The organism is Cohnella sp. 56 (assembly GCF_037963805.1).
Taxonomy (GTDB): Bacteria; Bacillota; Bacilli; order Paenibacillales; family Paenibacillaceae; genus Cohnella.
This window is the reverse complement of record NZ_JAZDQE010000007.1, coordinates 211,461-231,528: the sequence shown is the minus strand read 5'-3', so window position 1 is coordinate 231,528 and position 20,068 is coordinate 211,461. Positions and strand designations below refer to the sequence as shown.

Below are 20,068 nucleotides of genomic sequence, written 5' to 3'. Positions count from 1 at the left end.
TCACCAAGAGACCTGCCATCGGTATCGATGCGGAATCGAGGAGGTGTGACTGTCGCTGCGCCAAAAACCGTCAGGGAGACAAGTCCCGGACGGTTATTGCGTCTCGATCGAGTCGGCGGCGCCGCGATGCTATTGCTGCTCGAACAGGCGATAGATAGCTGTCGCGGCCTGCGCTCTCGTCGCCGAAGCCGCCGGCGTGAAGGCGCCTGCGCCGGTGCCTTGCAGGATGCCCGCGCGCTGCATGGCAGCCGCCGCATCCCGCGCATACGGCGCGATGGCGTCCGCGTCCGTGAACGCCGCGGCTTGCACGGCAGGCGCAGCCGCCAGGTCAAGCTTGACCGCGTTCGCCGCGCGGTACAGCATCGCGGCCATCTCCTGGCGCGTGATCGGCGCATCGAGGCCGAAGGCGCCGTCCGGACGCCCGGTCACGATGCCGAGCTTCGCCGCCGAGGCGACGGCGTCCGTATACCACTGGCCTGCGGCGACATCCGTGAATGCGGGCGCATCCGAGCCTGCTCCGGACGCCAGCTCGAAGGCGTTCGCCAGCATCGTGACGAATTCCGCCCGTGTCACGATGCCGTTCGGACGGAACGTACCGTTGCCGTCTCCGCGAACTGCGCCCCGCGCAGCCAGCGCTTCGACGGCGGGCGCCGCCCAGGCATGCTGCTGCAGATCGGTGAACAGCGTCTTCGCGGAAGCCGCTGCGTACAGGCTGAAGTGCGCCGGCGCGAACCGGACCGTGCCTGTCGCCGCATCGTATCGGCTGTTCACGACCGGCGTCAAACGTCCTTCGCCGTCGATGGCGTAGACGACGACCTGTCCGGCCTGCCGGCCTGCGCCGAGCGTATAAGGAACGGCAACGTGGACAACGCCGCCCTTGCCGAACTGCTCGACGTGCCGCCCGCCAACTTCAAGTTTGAAGTCGTAGACGGGATGTCCGGCCAGTTGATCGAGAGTCGCCTGCGGCAGCTTCGACGTATCCGCCTTGGCGACCGTCAGCGTGACAGTCTCGCCGGCTTTGGCCTGCGTCGCCAGCCACTGGGCGTCGATCGTCACCGGCGCCAGTCCGTTGTCGATGACGATCGACGACAGCTTGCCTGCGGTCGACGCCGCGAGCAAGGCGTCGCTCGGCAGCGTGACGCGCACACCGGAGGTCGCGGCGTCCGGCTTCACCGCGATGCGCAGCTCGGAGCCTGCCAGCGCCTTGATCGCGCTCTCGATATCCGCAGCGCCGAGCGTGACGCTCGCCAGACCGGAGGTATCCGCGCTCGCTTCGACCGTCAGTCCGCGGCTGTCGACGACCGGCTTGGACGGATCGATGACCGGCGTAGACGTAGAAGGCGGATTAGGAATGTAAGGCGCTGTCGGCGTTCCGTTGACGGTCACGGCTTCGGACTCATGCCCGGCCGCATCTACTGCCGTCAGGGTCACGCTGTAGCTGACGCCGTTCGTCAAGCCGTCCAGCTCGGCCCGGTGCACGCCTGCATCGACCTGGCGTCCGGCGATCGGCTGACCGCCCTCGGACTCGCCTGCGATGCGAATGTAGGCCAGATCCGCATCCGCCGGATCGTCCCAGGTCAAGATCAGCTTGCCGTCCGCAGCCGCGACGCTGACGGCCGACACCTTGCCCGGCGCCTCGTCATCGCCGTTGCCCGGATCAGTGCCCGGATCGGTCGCTTCCTTCACGACGAACCGGTACTCGGCCTTCGCGCCGCCGTCCCGCGCGGTCGCGGTCACGATACCGTCGCCTGCTCGCAGGCCGGTGATCTTGGCGCTCGTCGTGCCCTTCGCCGCGTCGTATACGACATCGCTCACCGATGCAATATTGTCATCCCCCGACGCGAAGACGACGGATTTGATCGTCGCATCTGCCGGGCTCAACGCCGCCGTCAGGCGGAACGATTCGCCGACCGCGATCGACGCTTCTGCTGCGTCGGACGTCAGCGTGATATCCGTGACGGCTGGCACGCCCTCAAGCACCAGGTCGGCAAGACGCGTCTCGGCACCCTTTTCCACTGCGACGTCTGCAATCGATGCGCCCGTATAGCCGGCCTGCGCCGCCCGTACCGTATACATCGCGCCCGTATTCGCGAGCACGCCGGAGATCGCATAGGCGCCGGTCTCGTCCGCGGTCGCCGTGCCGTACACCGCGTCGCCGACGCTGATCGTCACGCTCGCGCCGGGCACGCCCAGCCCGGCATTGTCGACGACGCGTCCGGCTACGGTCCCGGCGGCATAGTCGCCAGTGCGCTCGAGTACGACATGGTCCACATATCCCCAGTACCCCGCCGCTGCGGTGCCGCCGAAGGCGATCCCGAGCGTGCCGTCGGTTACGTTCAACCCGGCGATAGCCGTACCGCGCCATACGCTCCAGCCCTGATTAATTACGGCGGCGGCGCGCGATTCGGACTGCGTCCTGGCGCTCAGCGAGAGCGAGGCGACTGCGGTGTCCGCCGCATACCGGCCGTCTGTGCCGGTGAGCCGGTTCGACTGGCCCGAGCTGTAGGCGGTCAGCTTGTAGACGCCCGGCTGCAGGCCCGTCAGCTTCTTCGACAGCTTGAAGGCATAAGCGTCGGCCGCATAATAGTTGAACGCGCCCGCACCTGCAAAAGGTCCCGCAGCGTTCACATCGAAGGTCGAGCTGCTTAACTCGCCTTTTTCGGCTCCCTCCAACTCCCAGCCGTCCAGCTCACCGATCGTATCGAACTCGCCGTTCGCCAAGGACGAGGACGAGCCGCCCTGCGCATAGTCCGCCTTGAGCTCCAGCGACGCAATGTCGCTGGCCTCGTAGCCGGGCGCGACTGCGATTGCCTTCACCGTCGCATTGCCCGCCAGCGCGATCGGTCCGGCATAATATTGCGTCGTGCTCGAGCCGCTCGCATAGGCGGGCGTATCGCCGTCGGTCGTATAATAGATCCGCGCCCCCGGCGTGGCGCTCGTCAGGACGATCCCCGGCTGGCCGCCGGGCACGGCCGAGCCGCTCGCCAGCGCCTCTCCGCCCGTCCGGCTCGCGAGCACCGGCGCCGTCTTGGCCGACCCGTCCCCCTGGACGGCCGGCAATCCGAAGTACGCATCGTCGAAGTCTCCGTACAGCCCGCTCGCGCCCTGCACGCTGACGCCGATGGTGACTGTGCCCGACGTCACCGGCACCGCGACCGAGTACTGCTTCCACTGTCCCCAGGAGCCCGTCGCGACGGCTGCCTTGACCTGCTTGGCTGCGTCCGCGCTGTCATAGCCTTCGGCGTAGATGGAAATATCCGCGCTGGTCGTGCCGTAGGCTTCCGCCCAAATGCTGAAGGTGTACGTCCCGTTGGCAACGCCTGTCAGCGTCCGGTACGCCTTCTTCGCGGTCTGGCTGGCGCTGAAGTGAAGCGCATAGCTGCCGGCGTGCGCATCGCTCTTGTTGTTCTTGACGGCGAGCGGAGACTCGACCGTCCAGCCCGTCGCCGACGTGCCGCTCTCGAAGCCCGCGTTGGACGGGATCAAGTTCGCCGGCTGCGCCGGACCTACCGTGACGACGGCAGTCGCCTTCACATCGGTGCCGGCGATGGTGCCGTACGCCCTGTAGACGCCTTCCTTCGTCAGATCGACCGCGCTCGTGTCCCACGAGGCGACCGTCGCGGCGCGGTAGTAGCCGTCCGAATAACGTCCCGCCGCCGTCGTGCCCAGGCTCAGCGTGCCGCCAGCGACCGCCTTCGCGTAGATGGTGTCGGCATCGGTCAATACGGCCGCCGGCGGCGCGGCGGAATCGCGGACCCGGCTGAAGACGTCAAGCGAAGGCAGCGCCTTGCCCGTATAGTCGAACAGCGCCTGATTTTCCCAACCGCTGCCCTGCCCCGTGATCCAGCCGGTGTCGACGCCCGGCAGCCAGACGGCTCCCCAATAAAACACGCCGAGCCCTTTGTCGTCCGGCACGCCCGCGACATTGGCGATAATATCGCGCACCTCTGCCGCTTGTCCCTGCACGGTCGGCGTATAGCCGGAATCCGTCGCCTGGGCCTGGCTGAACGTATTGAGCTGCTCGTCACCCTCGTCGAGCGTCCACCCGTAGCTCGTCTCGGCTACGACGACTTGCTTGCCGTACTTGGCCGCGAGCGTCTGGAGAATCGTCTTGTTCTGCGCCATCGTGCCGTGCCAGAACGGGTAGTCGGAGATGCCGATAATATCGAAGTCGACCGCGGTCGTACCGCTCGTCCACGTATCGAAGCTGCCGGTGAAGCCGGAGGCGCTCCCGCCCGAATTGCCGGCCAGGTGGATCATGATCTTGATGCCCGCGTCCACGGCTCTTGTGGCGGCCGAAGCCTTCTGCAGAAAAGGCGCCGCCTTCGTCGCGGAGCCGCCGTCCGGATGCAGCATGCCGCTGTTGATCTCGTTGCCGATCTGCACCATATCGGGCAGCGCGCCCGCCTGCTTCATCGCCTGAAGCGAGTCGTACGTGAAGCTGTACACGTCCTGCTGCAGCGTCTCGCCGGTATGGTTCGTCCACGCCTTCGGCTTGACCTGTGTGCCCGGATCGGCCCAAAAGTCGCTGTAATGGAAGTCCAGCAGCACGCCCATCCCGAGCTGCTTGGCGGCCTTGGCCGTCGCGATCGCGCTTGCCAGATCGGTGTTGCCGCCGCCGACCGGATCGCCGAACGCGTCCGTCGGATCGTTCCACACCCGCAGCCGGATGTAGTTGACGCCATGCTTTTGCAGCACTTGCAGGGCGCTCATCTCGGTGCCGTCCGTGTCGTAAAACTTTTTGCCGGATTGCTCGATCGCGTACAGCTCGGACACGTCCGCCCCCATGATGAAGTCCGGCCGCTTGCCGTCCTGCAGCGCCGCCACGGGTGCGACGTTCACCGGCTGTACGCTCGGCGGCGCTGTATTGTCCGTCGCCGCGCCGACCGGCGCGGGCAGCAGGCCGAGCAGCAGCGCCCCGGTGAGCGCCAGACTCCATAACGGCTGCCGAATGCTTTTCTTGTTAGCCATGTTCATTCCTCCTTGTTATGTATGCGCATACATTTATAAATGCAGCCGCATGTCAAACGTTAGCTCCGCCCTGCCAATCCAGGCCGGCGCCGCGGCGCACCAACTTCGTTGTGCCGAGGGTCGACGACCGGGCCGGCATCGCCGGCCTTGTCATCCATACGATGGGGATCGGCCCTCGCGCGAGCGCCTGACCTGACATGTCCGGCGCTTTGCTACCGCGCCGAACGAACCAGCACCCGCACGCCGTTGCGCTCAAGCGCCAGCTCGTCTCCGGCGACCGCTGCCCCGGTCTCCCCGTCCCGGTATGCCCGGCCGTCCAGCTTGACGGTCCGGGCTTCGCCGCTGTAGTTCTCGACGAACACATAATCGGTCTCGCCGTCCGTGCGGACGTGGGCGGTCACGCCCTGCGGCAGGTCCGTCTCGAGCGCCCGCGGCAGCGACAGGTCGCCGGCCAGCCTGGCATACAGCCGGTCGAGCAAAGCCGTGTCCGCGCGCGTCGCCAGATAATACGCGCGTCCCGCGCCCAGGGCGTTGACCGTCAGCGCCGGACGGCCCGCATAAAAATCGTCGCGGTAGGTCGCCAGCGCCTCGGCGCCCTCCAGATGCACAAGCTCGCACAGGTCGCGCGACGCGTACGTCTCCGTCAGGCCAAGCGCATTGCCTTCGACCGGGACGAGCGCATTGCGCTCCTCGTCGTACAGCCCGTCGATCTCCTCCGACCAGATGCCGAGCGTCCGCCGCAGCGGGCCAGGGAAGCCGCCCAGGTGGCAGCGATCATACTCGTCGACGATACCGCTCCAATACGTGGCGACGAGCGTGCCCCCCGATTCGACGAAGCGCTCCAGACGCTCGCCCGCAGACGCGCGGCACAAGTACATCATCGGCGCGGCGATCAGGTCGTACCGCGACAGGTCCCTGTCCTCCTCGGAGCCGATGATGTCGACCTGGATGCCGAGCGACCAGAGCGCCCGATAGTGCTCCATCACGGTCTCCTCGTAATGAACGCCCGCATTGCGCGGGCCTTGCGAGTCCTTGACCGCCCAGCGGTTGTCCCAGTCGGTCAGAATCGCGGCGCGCGCGTTCACGCCGGTGCCCGCGACAGCGGCCAGCCGCCGCAGCGTCTCGCCGAGTTCAGCCACGTCGCCGAACACCCGCGTATGCTCGTGGCCGACGTGGTCGACGACCGCACCGTGCAGCTTTTCGCTGGAGCCGCGGCTCTTGCGCCATTGAAAGTACTGCACCGAATCGGAGCCGTGGGCGACGGCTTGCAGCGAAGACAGCTTGTGCATGCCCGGCTTCTTCAGCTTGCTGACCGGCTGCCAGTTGGTCAGACTCGGCGTGCTCTCCATGAGCAGAAACGGCTTGTCCTTGAGCGAGCGGAACAGATCGTGATTGAAGGCGAACCAGGCCGCCTCCGCGCTGTCGTCGCGCCGGCCGTGCCACTTGGGATAGGCATCCCACGAGACGACGTCGACGAGATCCGCGAACTTGCGGTAGTCGAGTCCCTCGAACCAGTCCATCAGGTTCGTCGTGACGGGCAGGTCCGGATTATACGGACGCACCGCCGCGATCTCGTGACGGCAGAACTCCGCCGTGCGGTCGGTCACGAACCGCCGCCAATCGAGATTCTGACCGTGCACCATGTTCTCGCCGCGCGGCGAAGGCGACTCGACCTGTGTCCAGCTCGTATACGTGTGCGCCCAGAAGGACGTCCACCAAGCCGCGTTCAGCGCTTCGAGCGAGCCGTACCGCGCCTTGAGCCATTCGCGGAACGCCTGCTGGCAATAATCGCAGTGGCATTCGCCGCCGTATTCGTTCGAGATATGCCAGCCGACGACGGCGGGATGATGCGCGTACCGTTCGGCCAGCTTGCCGTTCATGATCGCGACCTTCTCCCGGTAGACCGGCGAGCTGTAGCAGTGATTGTGACGATGGCCGTGCAGATTGCGGACGCGCTGCTCATTGACCCGCAGCACCTCCGGGTAACGCTCGGACATCCAGGCGGGGCGGGCGCCGCTCGGCGTGGCCAGCCAGGCGTAGATGCCGTTCGCCGCGAAGCGCTCAAGCACGCGGTCGAGCCACTCGAACCGGAACTCGCCTTCCTCGGGCTCGATCGCCGCCCAGGCGAAGATGCCGACCGCCATCACATTGCATCCGGCCAGCTTCATCAGCCGGATATCTTCCTCCAACACACGGGGATCATGCTGCCACTGATCCGGGTTATAATCCGCTCCGTGCATGAATCCCGATATTTTATCGCTTACGGGCGCATAGCGCTGTGCCATGTCATCTCTCCTCGCCGAGCTTTGCATTGCCAACGCTTACTATGTGGCCTATAGTCTGATTGTAGGAGATCCGCCCCGGAAGCGTTAGCACAATGCGCGTTGATTTAAGCACAAAATGAACATGGAGGCCCGCCATGCAACTGCCGTTCCGACTGTCGCCCTTCGGTCAGAGGGACTGTCTGCCTCTCAGCCTGTACTGCGTCGGCGCTCACGCCCAGCATCCCGTGGAGCGGCCCGTCGGCTTCCCCGTCATGCAGATTTTTGTCTGCTTCGGGGGCAAGGGCCGCTTCGAATTCCCGGACGGAAGCTGCGTCTATATGGAGGCCGGCCAGGCGCTCATGCTGTCTCCCGACGAGCCGCACCGCTACGAGCCGATGCCCAGACATCCGTGGCTGCTCGGCTACGTCGGCTTCGAGGGTCTGACCGCGCGGAGCATCGCGGACGCCTGCGGCCTGCCGCTCGGCCAAGCGTTCGACTTGAAGGACACGGCCGAGCCGGCTGCCGGGATCGAAGCGCTCTGGCAGCATGCCGACCGCGCCGACGCGGGGTCCGCGCGGCTGCTGTCTGCAAGACTCTACGACTACGTGCTGCTGCTGTCGTCGCTGCGGACGGGCCCGGCTTCGCCTTCCGCGCCGCTTCCCGCACGCCAGTCGGACGCTGCGCTCGCCCGCGCCGTCCATTTTTTGCACGAGCACTTCGCCGAGCCGCTCGTCATGTCCAACGTCGCGAGCGCCGTAGGCTATTCGGTCCAGCATTTCCAGCGCCTGTTCAGAGAGGCGTACGGCGAGCCGCCGCTTGCCTACTTGCGCCGCTTCCGGCTGCATCAGGCGGCCGTCTGGCTCGAGGAGAATCCGAACGCTTCCGTGTCGGAGACGGCGAGCAGGACGGGCATGGACCCCAATTACTTCATCCGCTCGTTCAAGCGGGCGTACGGCGTCGCCCCCGGCCGGTACCGCAACGGCAAAAAAAAGCAGCCTGCCCATAATGCCATACAGCGGCCGCCCATTTAAGCATAGACGTATCCGATCGCAAGCCCTAAACTGGGAAAATCGCAGCGAAAAAGGCATAATAGGAGCATTCGAAACGTGACAACGATCAATAGCACGAATAGCACGAATAGCACGCCATCTTGGAAAAAACTCAGTCTGTACGCGGTTACTTGGCCCATACTCATCGATTCGGTGCTGCGGATGATGCTCGGCACGGTGGACGTGCTCATGTTGAGCCGCATCTCGGACATGGCGACGGGGGCGGTGGGACTTGCCAACGAGATCGTATTTTTCTGCATTCTCATGTTCGGCTTCGTCGGCATCGGCACGAGCGTCGCCGTCTCTCAATACATCGGCGCGAGGAGGGAGCAGGAAGCGAGCCGCATCTCGGCGCTCGCCATCACGATTAACCTCATCTTCGGCATCCTGGTCAGCATCGCGCTCGTCGGGTTCGGAGAATCGCTCCTGCGGTTGATGAATCTCAGCCCCGCGCAGATCGCGATGGCCAGCCATTATCTGAAAATCATCGGCGGCTTCATCTGGATCGAAGCGCTGTCGTACGCGATATCGTCGATTATCCGCTCCACCGGACAGACGAAAAGCGTCATGTTCGTCACGCTGGGGGTTAACTTGATTCATATCGCGGGCAATTATTTGCTCATCTTCGGACACTTCGGCCTGCCGGCATGGGGCGTCACCGGCGCGGCCGTCTCGACGGTCGCGAGCCGCCTGCTCGGCATCGTCGTGCTGATCTTCCTCCTGTACCGGAGCATCCCTGCGCCGATCCGGATCAAGGATTATGTGGCCTGGAAGGGCGCGTACGTGAAGCAGATCATGAGCGTCGGCCTGCCCGCCGCGGGCGAACATCTCGCCTGGCAGTCGCAGTATCTGATGGTCGTCAGCTTCGTCAATATGATCGGCGTCACGGCGCTGAACACCCATGTGTACGTCATGAACGTGTCGAACTACTTCATGGCGCTGGCGACGGCGGTCGGCGCCGGCACGGAGATCATCGTCGGGCAGATGGTCGGCGCGGGGGAGATGAAGGCGGCTTACCGGAGATTGATGAAAAGCGTGCGGATCAGCTTTTTCCTGACGTTCGTCATCGTGGGGATCGCCTCGCTGTTCCGGCACGAGATTCTGGGCATGTTCACGCAGGATAAGACGATTATCGCGACGGGCGCGGGTATTCTGCTGCTCTCCGTCGTGCTCGAGCCGGGGCGGACCTTCAACATCGTCATCAACAACTCGCTGCGCGCGGCCGGGGATGCACGGTTCCCCGTCCTGATGGGCGTGCTGTCGATGTGGGGCATCTCGGTGCCGCTCGCGTATTATCTGGGCGTTCATTCGGGGTTCGGACTGCTGGGCGTATGGATCGCCTTCGCGATAGACGAATGGCTGCGCGGCATCATCATGCTGCTGCGCTGGCGCAGCCGGGCCTGGGAGAAAAAGGCGCTCGTGAAGCCGCTGACCGTGCCGGAGACGGCCGATGCGGCGCCTGCCGGCGCATAACCGTATACAGACATCCGAAAGAGCGCCTGCAGGCGCTCTTTTCTGTTCCTCTGCCGGGTTCGCCAGCCGTTCCCATGCGCCGACCGCTAGTAACCGCTCTCTTTTCAGTGTAAAATGATGCAAATTCCGCTAATCCGGATGGACATGATCGCAAAGGGGGCGCGCATATGGGGAGAGCCAGGTACGGCAAAACCTATATTCCGTTCACATACAAGACGATGCTGCCGTATCTCGCGCTCGTGCTGCTGACCGATATTCTGGTGGGCTATATCTCGTATACGATGCTCGTGCAGTCCCGCACCGAGATGGCGGAGACGAACATTCGGACCGCGATGCAGCAGACGAGGAACAACATCAAGTACCAGATGGACGAGATCACGCGCATGACCAACTCGCTGTTCCTCAATACGACCTTCCAGAATGCGCTGCAGTTCAGGGGCGATCCCCGGGAGAACATGCTGAAGATGCGGGACGACATCGTGCCGTATATGAAGGCGCCGCTCCAGCTGTACGGCAACAAGCTGCGGCTCGCGCTGTATACCGTCAACGAGACGATGCTCGACATTACCGGCGACGATATGTCTGCGCCGATCGGCCGGAGCGACTACTACGTGCTGCTCGCTGCGAGCGTCGAGGCGACGGATTGGTTCCGGTCGGTCCTCGCCTTGAACAAGGACAAGCTCTGGGTTCAGATGGACACCGACCGGGAGCTGGGGAACATCTCGTACTTCCGCAAGCTGTACGCCGCAGACGGCGCACAGTCGCTCATCGGCTACCTGCGCGTGACGGCGCGGTTCGACGAGCTGCTCGGCAACTTCGATACATTTCCGATCGAACAGGGCATTGCCCTCCGGCTCATGGACAAGGGCGCGGGGACGAAGCTGTACGAGCGCGGCAGCGTGAAGGAAGGCGCGCAGGCATCCTCCTATATGGTCATCACCGAAGACATTCCCGGCTCCGACTACGCGATCGAGGCATGGGTGCCCAACCGTTACTTGAACAAAGACGCGAGCAAGATGCGCAGGGTGATCGTCGCCGTCTGTCTCATCAGCTTCGTCGTGATGGCGTTGATCGGCTACCTCGTCGCCCGCCTGTCCGGCAAAAAGATGAAACGGATCGTCTCGCTCGTGCGCTCGTTCCAGGAGGGCAACTTCTACAAGCGGATCGGCTTCGCCGGCAACGACGAGTTTGTGTACATCGCCGACGCCTTCAACCAGATGGCCCAGAGCATTCAGGAGCTGATCCGGGACGTCTACGAGCAGGGCATTCAGAAAAAGCAGGCGGAGCTGGACGTGCTGCAGGCGCAGATCAGCCCGCATTTCCTGTACAACACGCTCTCGACGATCGGCAGCCTGGCGAATCTGGGCGAGGTCGAGAAGGTCACGCGCATGGTGCAGGGGCTGGCGAGGTTCTACAGGCTGACGTTAAACGAAGGACAGGTGTATATCCCGCTGGCGGAGGAAGTGGAGCAGGTGAAGGCGTACCTGGACATCCAGCGCGTCAAGTATGCGGATGCCTTCCAGGTGTATCTCGATATCGAGCCGGACATTCTGCACGTGCCGATCATCAAGCTCGTCCTGCAGCCGTTCGTCGAAAATATATTCAAGCACGCCTGGTTCGGGGAGTCGATCGCGATCCGGATCACGGGCAGGCGGCTCGGCGGCGATCGGATCGAGCTGAAGGTCATCGACAACGGGATCGGCATGCGGCCCGAGACGTTAAGGCAGATGCGCGCCAGCGCCTCCCCCTCCGACGGCTACGGCCTGAAGAACGTGGAGGAGCGCATCAAGCTCAGGTACGGCAGCGACTTCGGCATTCGCATCGGCAGCCACTACGGCGCGGGCACGGCGGTCGAGCTGATCCTGCCGGTCGACAATGCGGAGATACGGGAAGACAAGAAGGACGGTGAAGCCTGATGGAAAACGAGATCAATGTGCTGCTGGTGGACGACGAGGCGGTCGACCTGGAGTGGCTGAGACGGCGGGTGGCCGGCCACGAGCTGCTGTCGCGCGCGAGCGTGCAGACGGCATCGAGCGGGTTCGCCGCGCTTGATCTGATGCGGCGGCAGCGGATCGACATCATCCTGTCCGACATTCGCATGCCGATCATGTCGGGCACCGAGTTCGCGCGGCAGGCCAAGGAGATCCACCCGCAGGTGTCCATCGTGTTCATCAGCGGACATGAGGACTTCCAGTATGCCAAGCAGGCGATCCAGCTCAATGCGCACGGCTATCTGCTCAAGCCCGTCGAGGACGGCGAGCTGAATGCGACGTTGACGGCGCTCTGCCAGAGCATCGAGCGGGAGAGGCAGCGGCATACGTCGCTGACCGAGACGCTGTCGCTCGTCAACCAGGAGCTGCTGCTGCGCTGGTTCAACGAGGCCGCGCCGGGCGAGGCCGAGGCGCATATCCGCAGCTTCCTCGCGCCGATGCTCCAGGCCGGCACCGCGGTCGCGCTCGTCGAGATCGACGATATCGCATGGAAGACGCATCAGTCGACCGCCGAGGAGCGGCGCCAGTGGCTCGGCCAGGCGGCACAGTTTATCCGCAGCTTCGCCCTGGAACGCCATATGGGCATGGTCATCGATGCGTATGACGCCCGCTTTGTCGTGCTGGCCGCAGCCCCCGAGCCTTCCTTTGCCGCCTTGCTTGAGGAGCTGATATCTGCGTTTTATGCCGAGTTCGCCTTCTCCGTGACGATCGGGACGGGGATGTATACGACCGCATTCGACCGGCTGCACGATTCCTACCGGCAGGCGTTGGCCGCGCTCAGCATCAAGTGGATCGTCGGCAAAAACCGGCTGATCCAGGACGCTTCGCAATGGCGCCCCAAGGAGCGGATCGCCCCGAATCTGGAGGAGATCGTGGACCGGATGCTCGGCGCGATGCTGGAGTACGACCTGACGACGATCGACGACTGCCTGCTGGAGCTGTTCGACGGCGAGCATCCACTCTCCCAGAAAAACGAAATATACGATCTCATCATCCGGATCACGTCCAAGCTGCATGCGGATCTGCGCCAGATGAACGAGCATTTGTACGAGATTCTGGAATGGGATTCGCATCAGCCGTCTATCCTGTTCCAGCTTGAGACGGTGCACGATATCTTGTCGTGGCTCAGACGAAGGTTTTTTGAGCTGTCCGAGCGGCTCTACCTGAAGCGGCAGCGGCAGAAGCGCAAGCTGATCGACGACATCGCTGCGTACGTGAAGGAGCGGCTGGATCAGAAAATTACGTTAAACGAGGTGGCCGCGTTTTTCAACTTTTCCCCGAATTATTTGGGTCAGCTGTTCAAGGCCGAGACGAACAGTCTGTTCAGCGACTTCCTGAACGAGCTGCGCATGAAGCGCGTGTGCGAGCTGCTGCTCGAGCCGACGAGGAAGGTGTACGAGATCGCGGAGCAGGTCGGCTACAAGAACATCATCTACTTCAACCGCCAGTTCAAGCAGTACATGGGCATGACCCCCGGCGAGTACCGGAAAAAAAACAAAGTTTGAGTCGATTGTGCCTGTCGGAAGGCTCCGGTTCCACGTGGAACGGGGGTCTTTCTTTTTTTTACGAGATCGTTGAATTCGTATTAGGTTTAGTTGTTCTGCTGAATGCTGCGTCTTGGCGCGGCCTCCTATAATGGATTTACAGAGGAGAGAGGGGGAGCGGACATGAATCGAAGCGGCTTCTGGCACGATCTGAAAAAATACAAAATCTTTTTATTGATGCTCGCCCCTGCGGTGATCTTCTACCTGCTGTTTGCCTATATCCCGATGGCGGGCATCATTATCGCCTTCAAGCGCTACGATTACGCCGGCGGCATATTCGGCAGCGCCTGGAACGGATGGGACAACTTCCGCTTTTTCTTCGACTCGGGCAACGCCTGGCAGGTCACGCGCAATACGGCGCTGTACAACATCGCGTTTATCGCCGTGAACAACGCGCTGCAAATTTTTGCGGCGATCCTGCTCTTCGAGGTGGGGGGCAAGTGGTTCCGCAAAATCATTCAATCGTCGCTGTTCCTTCCGTACTTCATCTCGTGGGTAGTCGTCGGCGCGATTGCCTACAACCTGCTGAACTACGATATCGGCACCGTGAACGTCATGCTGAGAGGGCTGGGCCTTGAGCCGGTCGACATCTACAACACGCCTGCCTACTGGCCGTTCCTGCTGGTGCTGGTGTCGGCGTGGAAGGGGCTCGGGTACGGCACGGTCATGTATCTCGCCGCCATCACGAGCATCGATACCGAGATGTACGAGGCGGCGGAGATCGACGGGGCGAACATTTTCCAGCGTATCCTGAAGGTGACGATCCCGAATCTGTACCCGACGATCATCATTCTGGTGCTGCTCGCCGTCGGCAACATCTTCCGCGGAGACTTCGGGATGTTCTACAACATGGTCGGCAACAACGGGGTGCTGTTCTCCTCGACGGACGTCATCGACACCTTTGTCTTCCGGTCGCTGATCACGTCCAACGACATCGGCATGTCGGCTGCGGCGGGCGTCTTCCAGTCGGTGCTCGGCTTCGCGACGATCATGGCCGTCAACTATGCGGTTCGGCGGTACGACAAAGACCGCGCGTTATTCTGAGGAGGTGCATGACATGAGCGCAACCGAACTGAATGTGGACAAGTCGTTCGCCAAAGCCTCGGGCGTGAGAAATACGGACCGCAAAATATTCGCGGTCATCGGCTACGGCTCGCTGACGATCATGGCGCTGCTCTGCCTGCTGCCGTTCCTGCTCGTCGTGTCGTCGTCGCTGACGAGCGAGCACAAGATCGTCACGGAAGGGTATCAGTTCATCCCGACGGACTTCTCCGTCGAGGCGTACAGCATTTTGTTCAAATACCCCAAGGAAATGGTTCAAGCTTACCTGGTGACGATCGGGGTGACGATCGGCGGCACGCTGCTCGGCCTGTTCCTGACCTCGATGACGTCTTATGCGTTATCCCGGCGGGACTTCAAGTGGCGCAACGGCTTTTCCTTCTTCTTTTTCTTCACGACCTTGTTCAGCGGCGGGCTCGTCCCGTGGTACCTGCTGATCGTGAACTACCTGCACATGAAGGATACGGTGCTGGCGCTGATCGTGCCGCTTGTCCTCAACGTCTTCTACATCATCGTCATGAAGTCGTTCCTCGGCGGCATACCGGAGGCGATCGTCGAGTCGGCCAAGATCGACGGCGCTGGCGACTTCCGTATCTACGCGCAATTGATTCTGCCGCTGTCCAAGCCGGCGCTTGCGACGATCGGGCTGTTCCTGGCGCTGGCCTATTGGAACGACTGGTACAACGCCCTGCTGTTCGTCTCTCACGAGAAGCTCATGCCGCTCCAATACTATTTGTACAAGATGTTGGGCAATATGGACGGCATGCGCAAGGCGATGATGGGCGCGGGCGCGGTCGTCACGACGGCCCTCCCGACCGAGAGCCTGAAGATGGCGATGACGGTCGTCGCCACCGGACCGATCCTGCTGGCATATCCGTTCGTGCAGCGATACTTCGTCCAGGGTCTCACGATCGGCGCGGTGAAGGGATGAATACGGGGCGACCCGTTTTATCGATAGAGGGTTATCATACAACCATTTAGGGGGAAGATGGGCATGTTGAGAAAAAGCAGATGGACGATGTTCACGCTCTTGTTCGCTTTTGTAATGGTCATGAGTGCATGCGGCAACAACAAAAATTCGGGTTCGTCCGCAAGTCCGAGCACGGAAGCATCGCCGAGCGCATCGGCTACGACGCCGGCCGCGAGCAGCAGCGCAGCCGCGCCGTCCGAAGGAGCCGTCGACACGTCCAAGGAAGTGAAGCTGAAGATGATCTTCGTCGGGCCGAAGCCCGTCGATTATGACATCGTGTTCGCCGAGATCAACAAGAAGCTCAAGGAAAAAATCAACGCGACGCTCGAAGGCGAATTCCTCGACTGGTCCGACTGGGCGCAGAAGTATCCGCTGAAGCTGGCGGCGGACGAGAACTTCGACCTGATCTATTCGGCCAACTGGGCGGGCTACAACGACCAGGCGCTCAAGGGCGGATTCCTCGAGCTGACGGACGATATGCTCGCCAAGTATATGCCGCAGACATGGGCGGCCATGCCGAAGGTGAGCTGGGAGCAATCGAAGGTCAACGGCAAGCTGTACATGGTGCCGCAGAACCGGGGCGAGTCCGTCGAGAAGCTGATCCTGTACCGCGAAGACCTGCGCAAAAAGTATAGCCTGCCGGAGATCAACAGCCCGGAAGCATACGCCACGTATCTGAAGACGATCGCCGAGAAGGAAAAGGGCGTCGTGCCGTTCACGCCGGAGACGGGCGACTGGAAATTCCACAACCTGGACCGCGTGCTGCTGAAGCAGCAAAACGAATGGAACATGTTCGACCTGGATATGCCGTTCGCCTTCAAGCTGACGGACGAGAAGGGCCAAGTGTTCAACGTCTACGATACGCCGGAGTTCAAAGACCTGCTCGTCTATTACAAGGATCTGGCGGATCACAACGCCTGGTCGAAAAACGTGCTGAACAGCAAAAACGACCATCAGGCGGACTTCAAGGCGGGCAAGACGGCATCGATCACGCATAACAACGGGACGCTGGGATCGCTGATGGCCCTCATGCGCCAGGAAAACTCCCCGTACGAGGTCGCGTTGGCCGATATTAACCAAGGCAAGAAAAAATCCGTCGCGATCGCTACGCAAAACGGCACCTCCATCCATGCGACCTCCAAAAACCCGGAGCGCGCGCTGATGCTCGTCGATCTGATGCAAAACGATAAAGAGCTGCACGACCTGATGATGTACGGCATTAGCGGCGTCCACTATGAGCCTGTAGGCGACGACAAGTACAAGGCGCTCGACAAAAACCCGAACTTCACGGGCTTCTCGAACTGGGACTTCAACTCGCCGCTCAACCGTGACAATGAAGCGTTCCCGCAGGAAGCTTCCAACCTGGTCAAGAGCTGGGAGGCGGGCGTGTACCACTACCCGCTCGAGACGTTTGTCTTCGACAACAGCAAGGTGAAAACGGAAATCGCCAACGTCGGCAACGTCATGCTGCGCTACGGCATACCGCTCGAATACGGTCTGGTTAAGGACATCGACAAAGGGCTGGCGGACCTGAACAAGCAGTTGAAGGCGGCCGGCATCGACAAGATTCAAGCCGAGCTGCAAGCGCAGATCGACGCGTTCCTGGCGAAGCAATAAGCCGACGCGGATAACAAAAAAACGGGATGAAGCAGAGCGGTTGTCTGCCTCATCCCGTTTTTTGTTGTGCTTCAGGCGAGGGGCAGCAGCGCGGTGAACGTCGTGCGTTCGCCCGGCACGCTCTTGGCGGATATCCGCCCCTTGTGCTGCTCGACGATCGACTTGGCGATGGCGAGGCCGAGGCCGTAGCCGCCCTGCTTGCGCGAGCGGGAGGCGTCGGCGCGGTAGAAGCGGTCGAAGATGCGCTCCACATGCTCGGCGGGAATGCCCGGACCCGTGTTGGACACGGTAAGCTGCGCCTGATGGTGCTGTCGCTTGAGGGTCAGCGAGATCGCGCCCTTGGGGACGTTGTACTTGACCGCATTGTCGAGCAGGATCATGACGACCTGCTTGATCTGCTCGGCGCTGCCGACGGTCGCAAGGCCCGGCTCGATGTCATATTCGAGCGCGAGATCCTGCTCGAAGATGACGGCCTCCATCGTGAGCAGGACGCCCTCGACGGCGTCGCTGACGTCGAACGGCACGTACACCGTCCGCGCGCGGGCGTCCTCCATCTCCGTGAGGTAGAGGAGATCGTTGGTCAGCGTCTTCATGCGCTCGGTCTCGGACTTGATATGATGCAGCCACTTGGCCTGCGATGCGATCGTGTCTCCCTCGTTGGCGAGCAGGACGTCGGCGTTGGTGTTGATGACGGCGAGCGGCGTCTTCAGTTCATGGGAGGCGTCGGCGATGAAACGCTTCTGCTTGTCGAAGGCGTCGCGCACCGGCGCGATCGAGCGCCCGGCGAAGTAGCGGCTGGCCGCGAAGATGATCGCCAGCATGACGAGTCCGACGACGGCGAACGTATAGATGAGATTGGTCAGAATCTTCTGCTGGGCGGTCACGTCCATGTAGGACACCGTGTAGCCCGACGAGGCGAGCTGCACGCTGTACGCCCACCGGGTATCGTCCAGGGTGAAGCGGCCGCTGTCCGCGGGGTGGGCGCGGGCCCGCTGCAGCGCGGACGCGTAGAACTCGTCATCCATATCGTAGCGGGAGTCCGTGGAGACGAGCTGCCACGCATTGTCCGTCCGCAAGGCGAAGGACACGGAGCGCTCCGCGAACGGGCCGAGGCTGCCGTCGTCCATCTGCTGCGGGGGCGGTCCGCCGTTCTGGCCTTGGCGGGGCTTGCCGCCGCCGGACATGCCGTCGCCCTTGTGGTAGAAGTCCGCCACGCGGTGCAGCTCCATATCGATATCGCGCTTCGTGTTCTGGTACGTGATCGTGTAGATCGATGCGAAGGCGACGAGCATGATAATCGTGATGATGACCATATTCATAAGCAGGAACCGATTGCGCAGCCGGTTGAACATCACTCCGCCGCCTCCAGTACGTATCCGACGCCCCGTATCGTGCTGATCCGCGCTGCCGCGCCCAGGAAGGTCAGTTTTTTTCGAAGAAATGAAATGTATACCTCCACGTTGTTGTGCTCCGCGTCCGAATCGAAGCCCCACAGCTTCTCGATGATCTGCTCCTTGCTCGTGACGGCCTGCCGCCGCGCGATGAGCAGCTCGAGCAGCTCGCTCTCCTTCAGAATGAGCTTGAGCTCCTTGCCCCGGCACGACAGCTTGAGCGTCGAGGTGTTCAGCTCGAGGTCGGCGAACCGCAGCCCGTCGTCGGGTATGACGGCCTCGCCCTTGCGCCGCAGCGCCGCCCGAATCCGCGCCAGCAGCTCGCCCGTGACGAACGGCTTCGCAATATAGTCGTCCGCGCCTCCGTCGAGCCCGGCGATCTTGTCGTCGGTGTCGCCCTTGGCGGTGAGCATGATGACGGGCGTCTGCACGCCCTGCGCGCGCAGCTCGCGCAGCACCTCGATCCCGTCCATCTCCGGCAGCATCACGTCGAGCAGCAGCAGATCGTATATGCCGGTCAGCGCGTTGTCCAGCCCCGCCTGCCCGTCGTGAACGGCGTCCACGGAGTAATGATGCTTGCGCAGAATCTGCGTCAGCGCCTCTGCCAGATGCGTCTCGTCCTCTACGATGAGTATTCTCACGTTTGCCGCATCCCCCTTCGTCTATCGTCTTGCCCTTTATTGTAGGGAGAGAACCTTTAATTAACCTTAATCGTACCACTGGCGCGACGTCTGCCAAAACTTTTTACATCGCGTTAACAATTTAAGATTCGTTAAAGGTTGCCGCTCTAAGCTTGAGGCATGGCAGGGCGAGGCATTCGCCGACAAGGAAAGGAGCGCTCGACATGGCGATCGAAGTCTTCAACCGCTACGAGAACAAGTATCTGATGGACACGAAGGCCTTCTACGGCATCTACAACCGGCTGACGGAATATATGGAGCTCGACGCGTACAACCGCGGCGACAAGTTCTACTCGATCAGCAATCTCTACTACGATACGCCGCAGCACACGCTGATCCGCACGAGTCTGTCGAAGCCCAAGTACCGGGAAAAGCTGCGCATTCGGGCGTACGGCGTGCCGGCGGGCGATGCGAAGGTGTATCTGGAGCTGAAAAAGAAGGTGCTGGGCCTCGTGAACAAGCGGCGGACGTCGCTGCGGCTGGACGAAGCGTATGCGTTCGTGCGGACGGGCCGGCCGCCGGCGTACCGGGACGGGATGAACAGGCAGGTGATCGCGGAGATCGAGTATTTCCTGTCGCGGTACGAGCTGGTGCCGATGACGTATCTGGCGTACGACCGGATCGCGATGTTCGCGAAGGACGGGCGGGATCTGCGGATCACGTTCGACACGAACATCCGGTCGCGGCGGTACGATCTGGCGCTGGAGCGCGGCGACTACGGTGAGCAGCTGCTGGACAAGGGCCAGTGGCTGATGGAAGTGAAGGCGGAGAAGACGGTGCCGGTGTGGCTGTCGCGGCTGCTGTCGGAGCTGTCGATGTACCGGACGGGCTTCAGCAAGTACGGCAACGAGTACAAGAAGTCGATCCGCCATGCGGGGCGGGTGCCGGAGCTGTATGCGGCTGCGTTCGCCGGCGGGGATGCCGCGGACAGGGATGCCACGGCCAGGGATGCCACGGCCGGGCGGCATGCGGCTTGGGCGGCGGGACCGGTCGCGGTGGCGGTGGCGATGGCGGCTGGTGCGGCGGCGGCCGGTCCGGCGGCCCGTATGGATGCCGCTT

At 62.5% G+C, this 20,068-nt stretch carries 11 protein-coding genes and 1 pseudogene; 8 read left to right on the top strand and 4 right to left on the bottom strand.

Annotated elements, in window-relative coordinates:
* Window positions 1-129: 129 nt before the first annotated feature.
* Together VQ071_RS14735 and VQ071_RS14730 are read right to left on the bottom strand one after the other, a co-directional pair.
* On the bottom strand, window positions 130-4,971 hold the full coding sequence (locus VQ071_RS14735) for a glycosyl hydrolase 53 family protein (RefSeq protein WP_340514805.1): 4,842 nt from the start codon (window positions 4,969-4,971) through the stop codon (window positions 130-132).
* A gap of 212 nt (window positions 4,972-5,183) precedes the next feature.
* Window positions 5,184-7,256, bottom strand: coding sequence for a beta-galactosidase (locus tag VQ071_RS14730; RefSeq protein WP_340514804.1), 2,073 nt, complete (start codon window positions 7,254-7,256; stop codon window positions 5,184-5,186).
* A 134-nt stretch (window positions 7,257-7,390) separates the two neighbouring features.
* On the opposite strand from VQ071_RS14730, the gene VQ071_RS14725 reads away from it, so the two are divergent.
* The 7 genes from VQ071_RS14725 to VQ071_RS14695 all read left to right on the top strand — a co-directional run bounded on the left by VQ071_RS14725 (window position 7,391) and on the right by VQ071_RS14695 (window position 16,938).
* Window positions 7,391-8,266, top strand: coding sequence for a helix-turn-helix transcriptional regulator (locus VQ071_RS14725; protein WP_340514803.1), 876 nt, complete (start codon window positions 7,391-7,393; stop codon window positions 8,264-8,266).
* 75 nt (window positions 8,267-8,341) lie between these two features.
* Window positions 8,342-9,757: an MATE family efflux transporter gene (locus VQ071_RS14720; RefSeq protein ID WP_340514802.1), complete on the top strand. Its 1,416-nt coding sequence runs from the start codon at window positions 8,342-8,344 to the stop codon at window positions 9,755-9,757.
* A gap of 167 nt (window positions 9,758-9,924) precedes the next feature.
* The gene (locus VQ071_RS14715) at window positions 9,925-11,673 is read left to right on the top strand and encodes a sensor histidine kinase (protein WP_340514801.1); all 1,749 of its coding nucleotides are present in this window, start codon (window positions 9,925-9,927) and stop codon (window positions 11,671-11,673) included.
* Window positions 11,673-13,253 carry a response regulator gene (locus VQ071_RS14710; RefSeq protein WP_340514800.1) on the top strand — a complete coding sequence of 527 codons (1,581 nt, stop codon included), beginning with the start codon at window positions 11,673-11,675 and terminating at the stop codon, window positions 13,251-13,253. The genes VQ071_RS14715 and VQ071_RS14710 overlap by 1 nt, the downstream gene beginning before the upstream one ends.
* Before the next feature lie 162 nt (window positions 13,254-13,415).
* Window positions 13,416-14,336 carry an ABC transporter permease gene (locus VQ071_RS14705; protein ID WP_340514799.1) on the top strand — a complete coding sequence of 307 codons (921 nt, stop codon included), beginning with the start codon at window positions 13,416-13,418 and terminating at the stop codon, window positions 14,334-14,336.
* Window positions 14,337-14,457: 121 nt separating this feature from the next.
* Entirely contained in the window at window positions 14,458-15,282 is an 825-nt protein-coding gene (locus VQ071_RS14700) for a carbohydrate ABC transporter permease (protein WP_340514903.1), read from the top strand.
* Window positions 15,283-15,345: 63 nt separating this feature from the next.
* Window positions 15,346-16,938: an ABC transporter substrate-binding protein gene (locus tag VQ071_RS14695; RefSeq protein ID WP_340514798.1), complete on the top strand. Its 1,593-nt coding sequence runs from the start codon at window positions 15,346-15,348 to the stop codon at window positions 16,936-16,938.
* A gap of 71 nt (window positions 16,939-17,009) precedes the next feature.
* On the opposite strand, the gene VQ071_RS14690 is transcribed toward VQ071_RS14695, so the two are convergent.
* Both VQ071_RS14690 and VQ071_RS14685 read right to left on the bottom strand, forming a co-directional pair.
* Window positions 17,010-18,290 carry a sensor histidine kinase gene (locus VQ071_RS14690; protein WP_340514796.1) on the bottom strand — a complete coding sequence of 427 codons (1,281 nt, stop codon included), beginning with the start codon at window positions 18,288-18,290 and terminating at the stop codon, window positions 17,010-17,012.
* Entirely contained in the window at window positions 18,290-18,970 is a 681-nt protein-coding gene (locus tag VQ071_RS14685) for a response regulator transcription factor (protein WP_340514795.1), read from the bottom strand. The genes VQ071_RS14690 and VQ071_RS14685 overlap by 1 nt, the downstream gene beginning before the upstream one ends.
* 203 nt (window positions 18,971-19,173) lie before the next feature.
* On the opposite strand from VQ071_RS14685, the pseudogene VQ071_RS14680 reads away from it, so the two are divergent.
* A pseudogene (locus tag VQ071_RS14680) lies at window positions 19,174-19,878 on the top strand (polyphosphate polymerase domain-containing protein); the annotation flags it as partial.
* Between the last annotated feature and the right edge of the window lie 190 nt (window positions 19,879-20,068).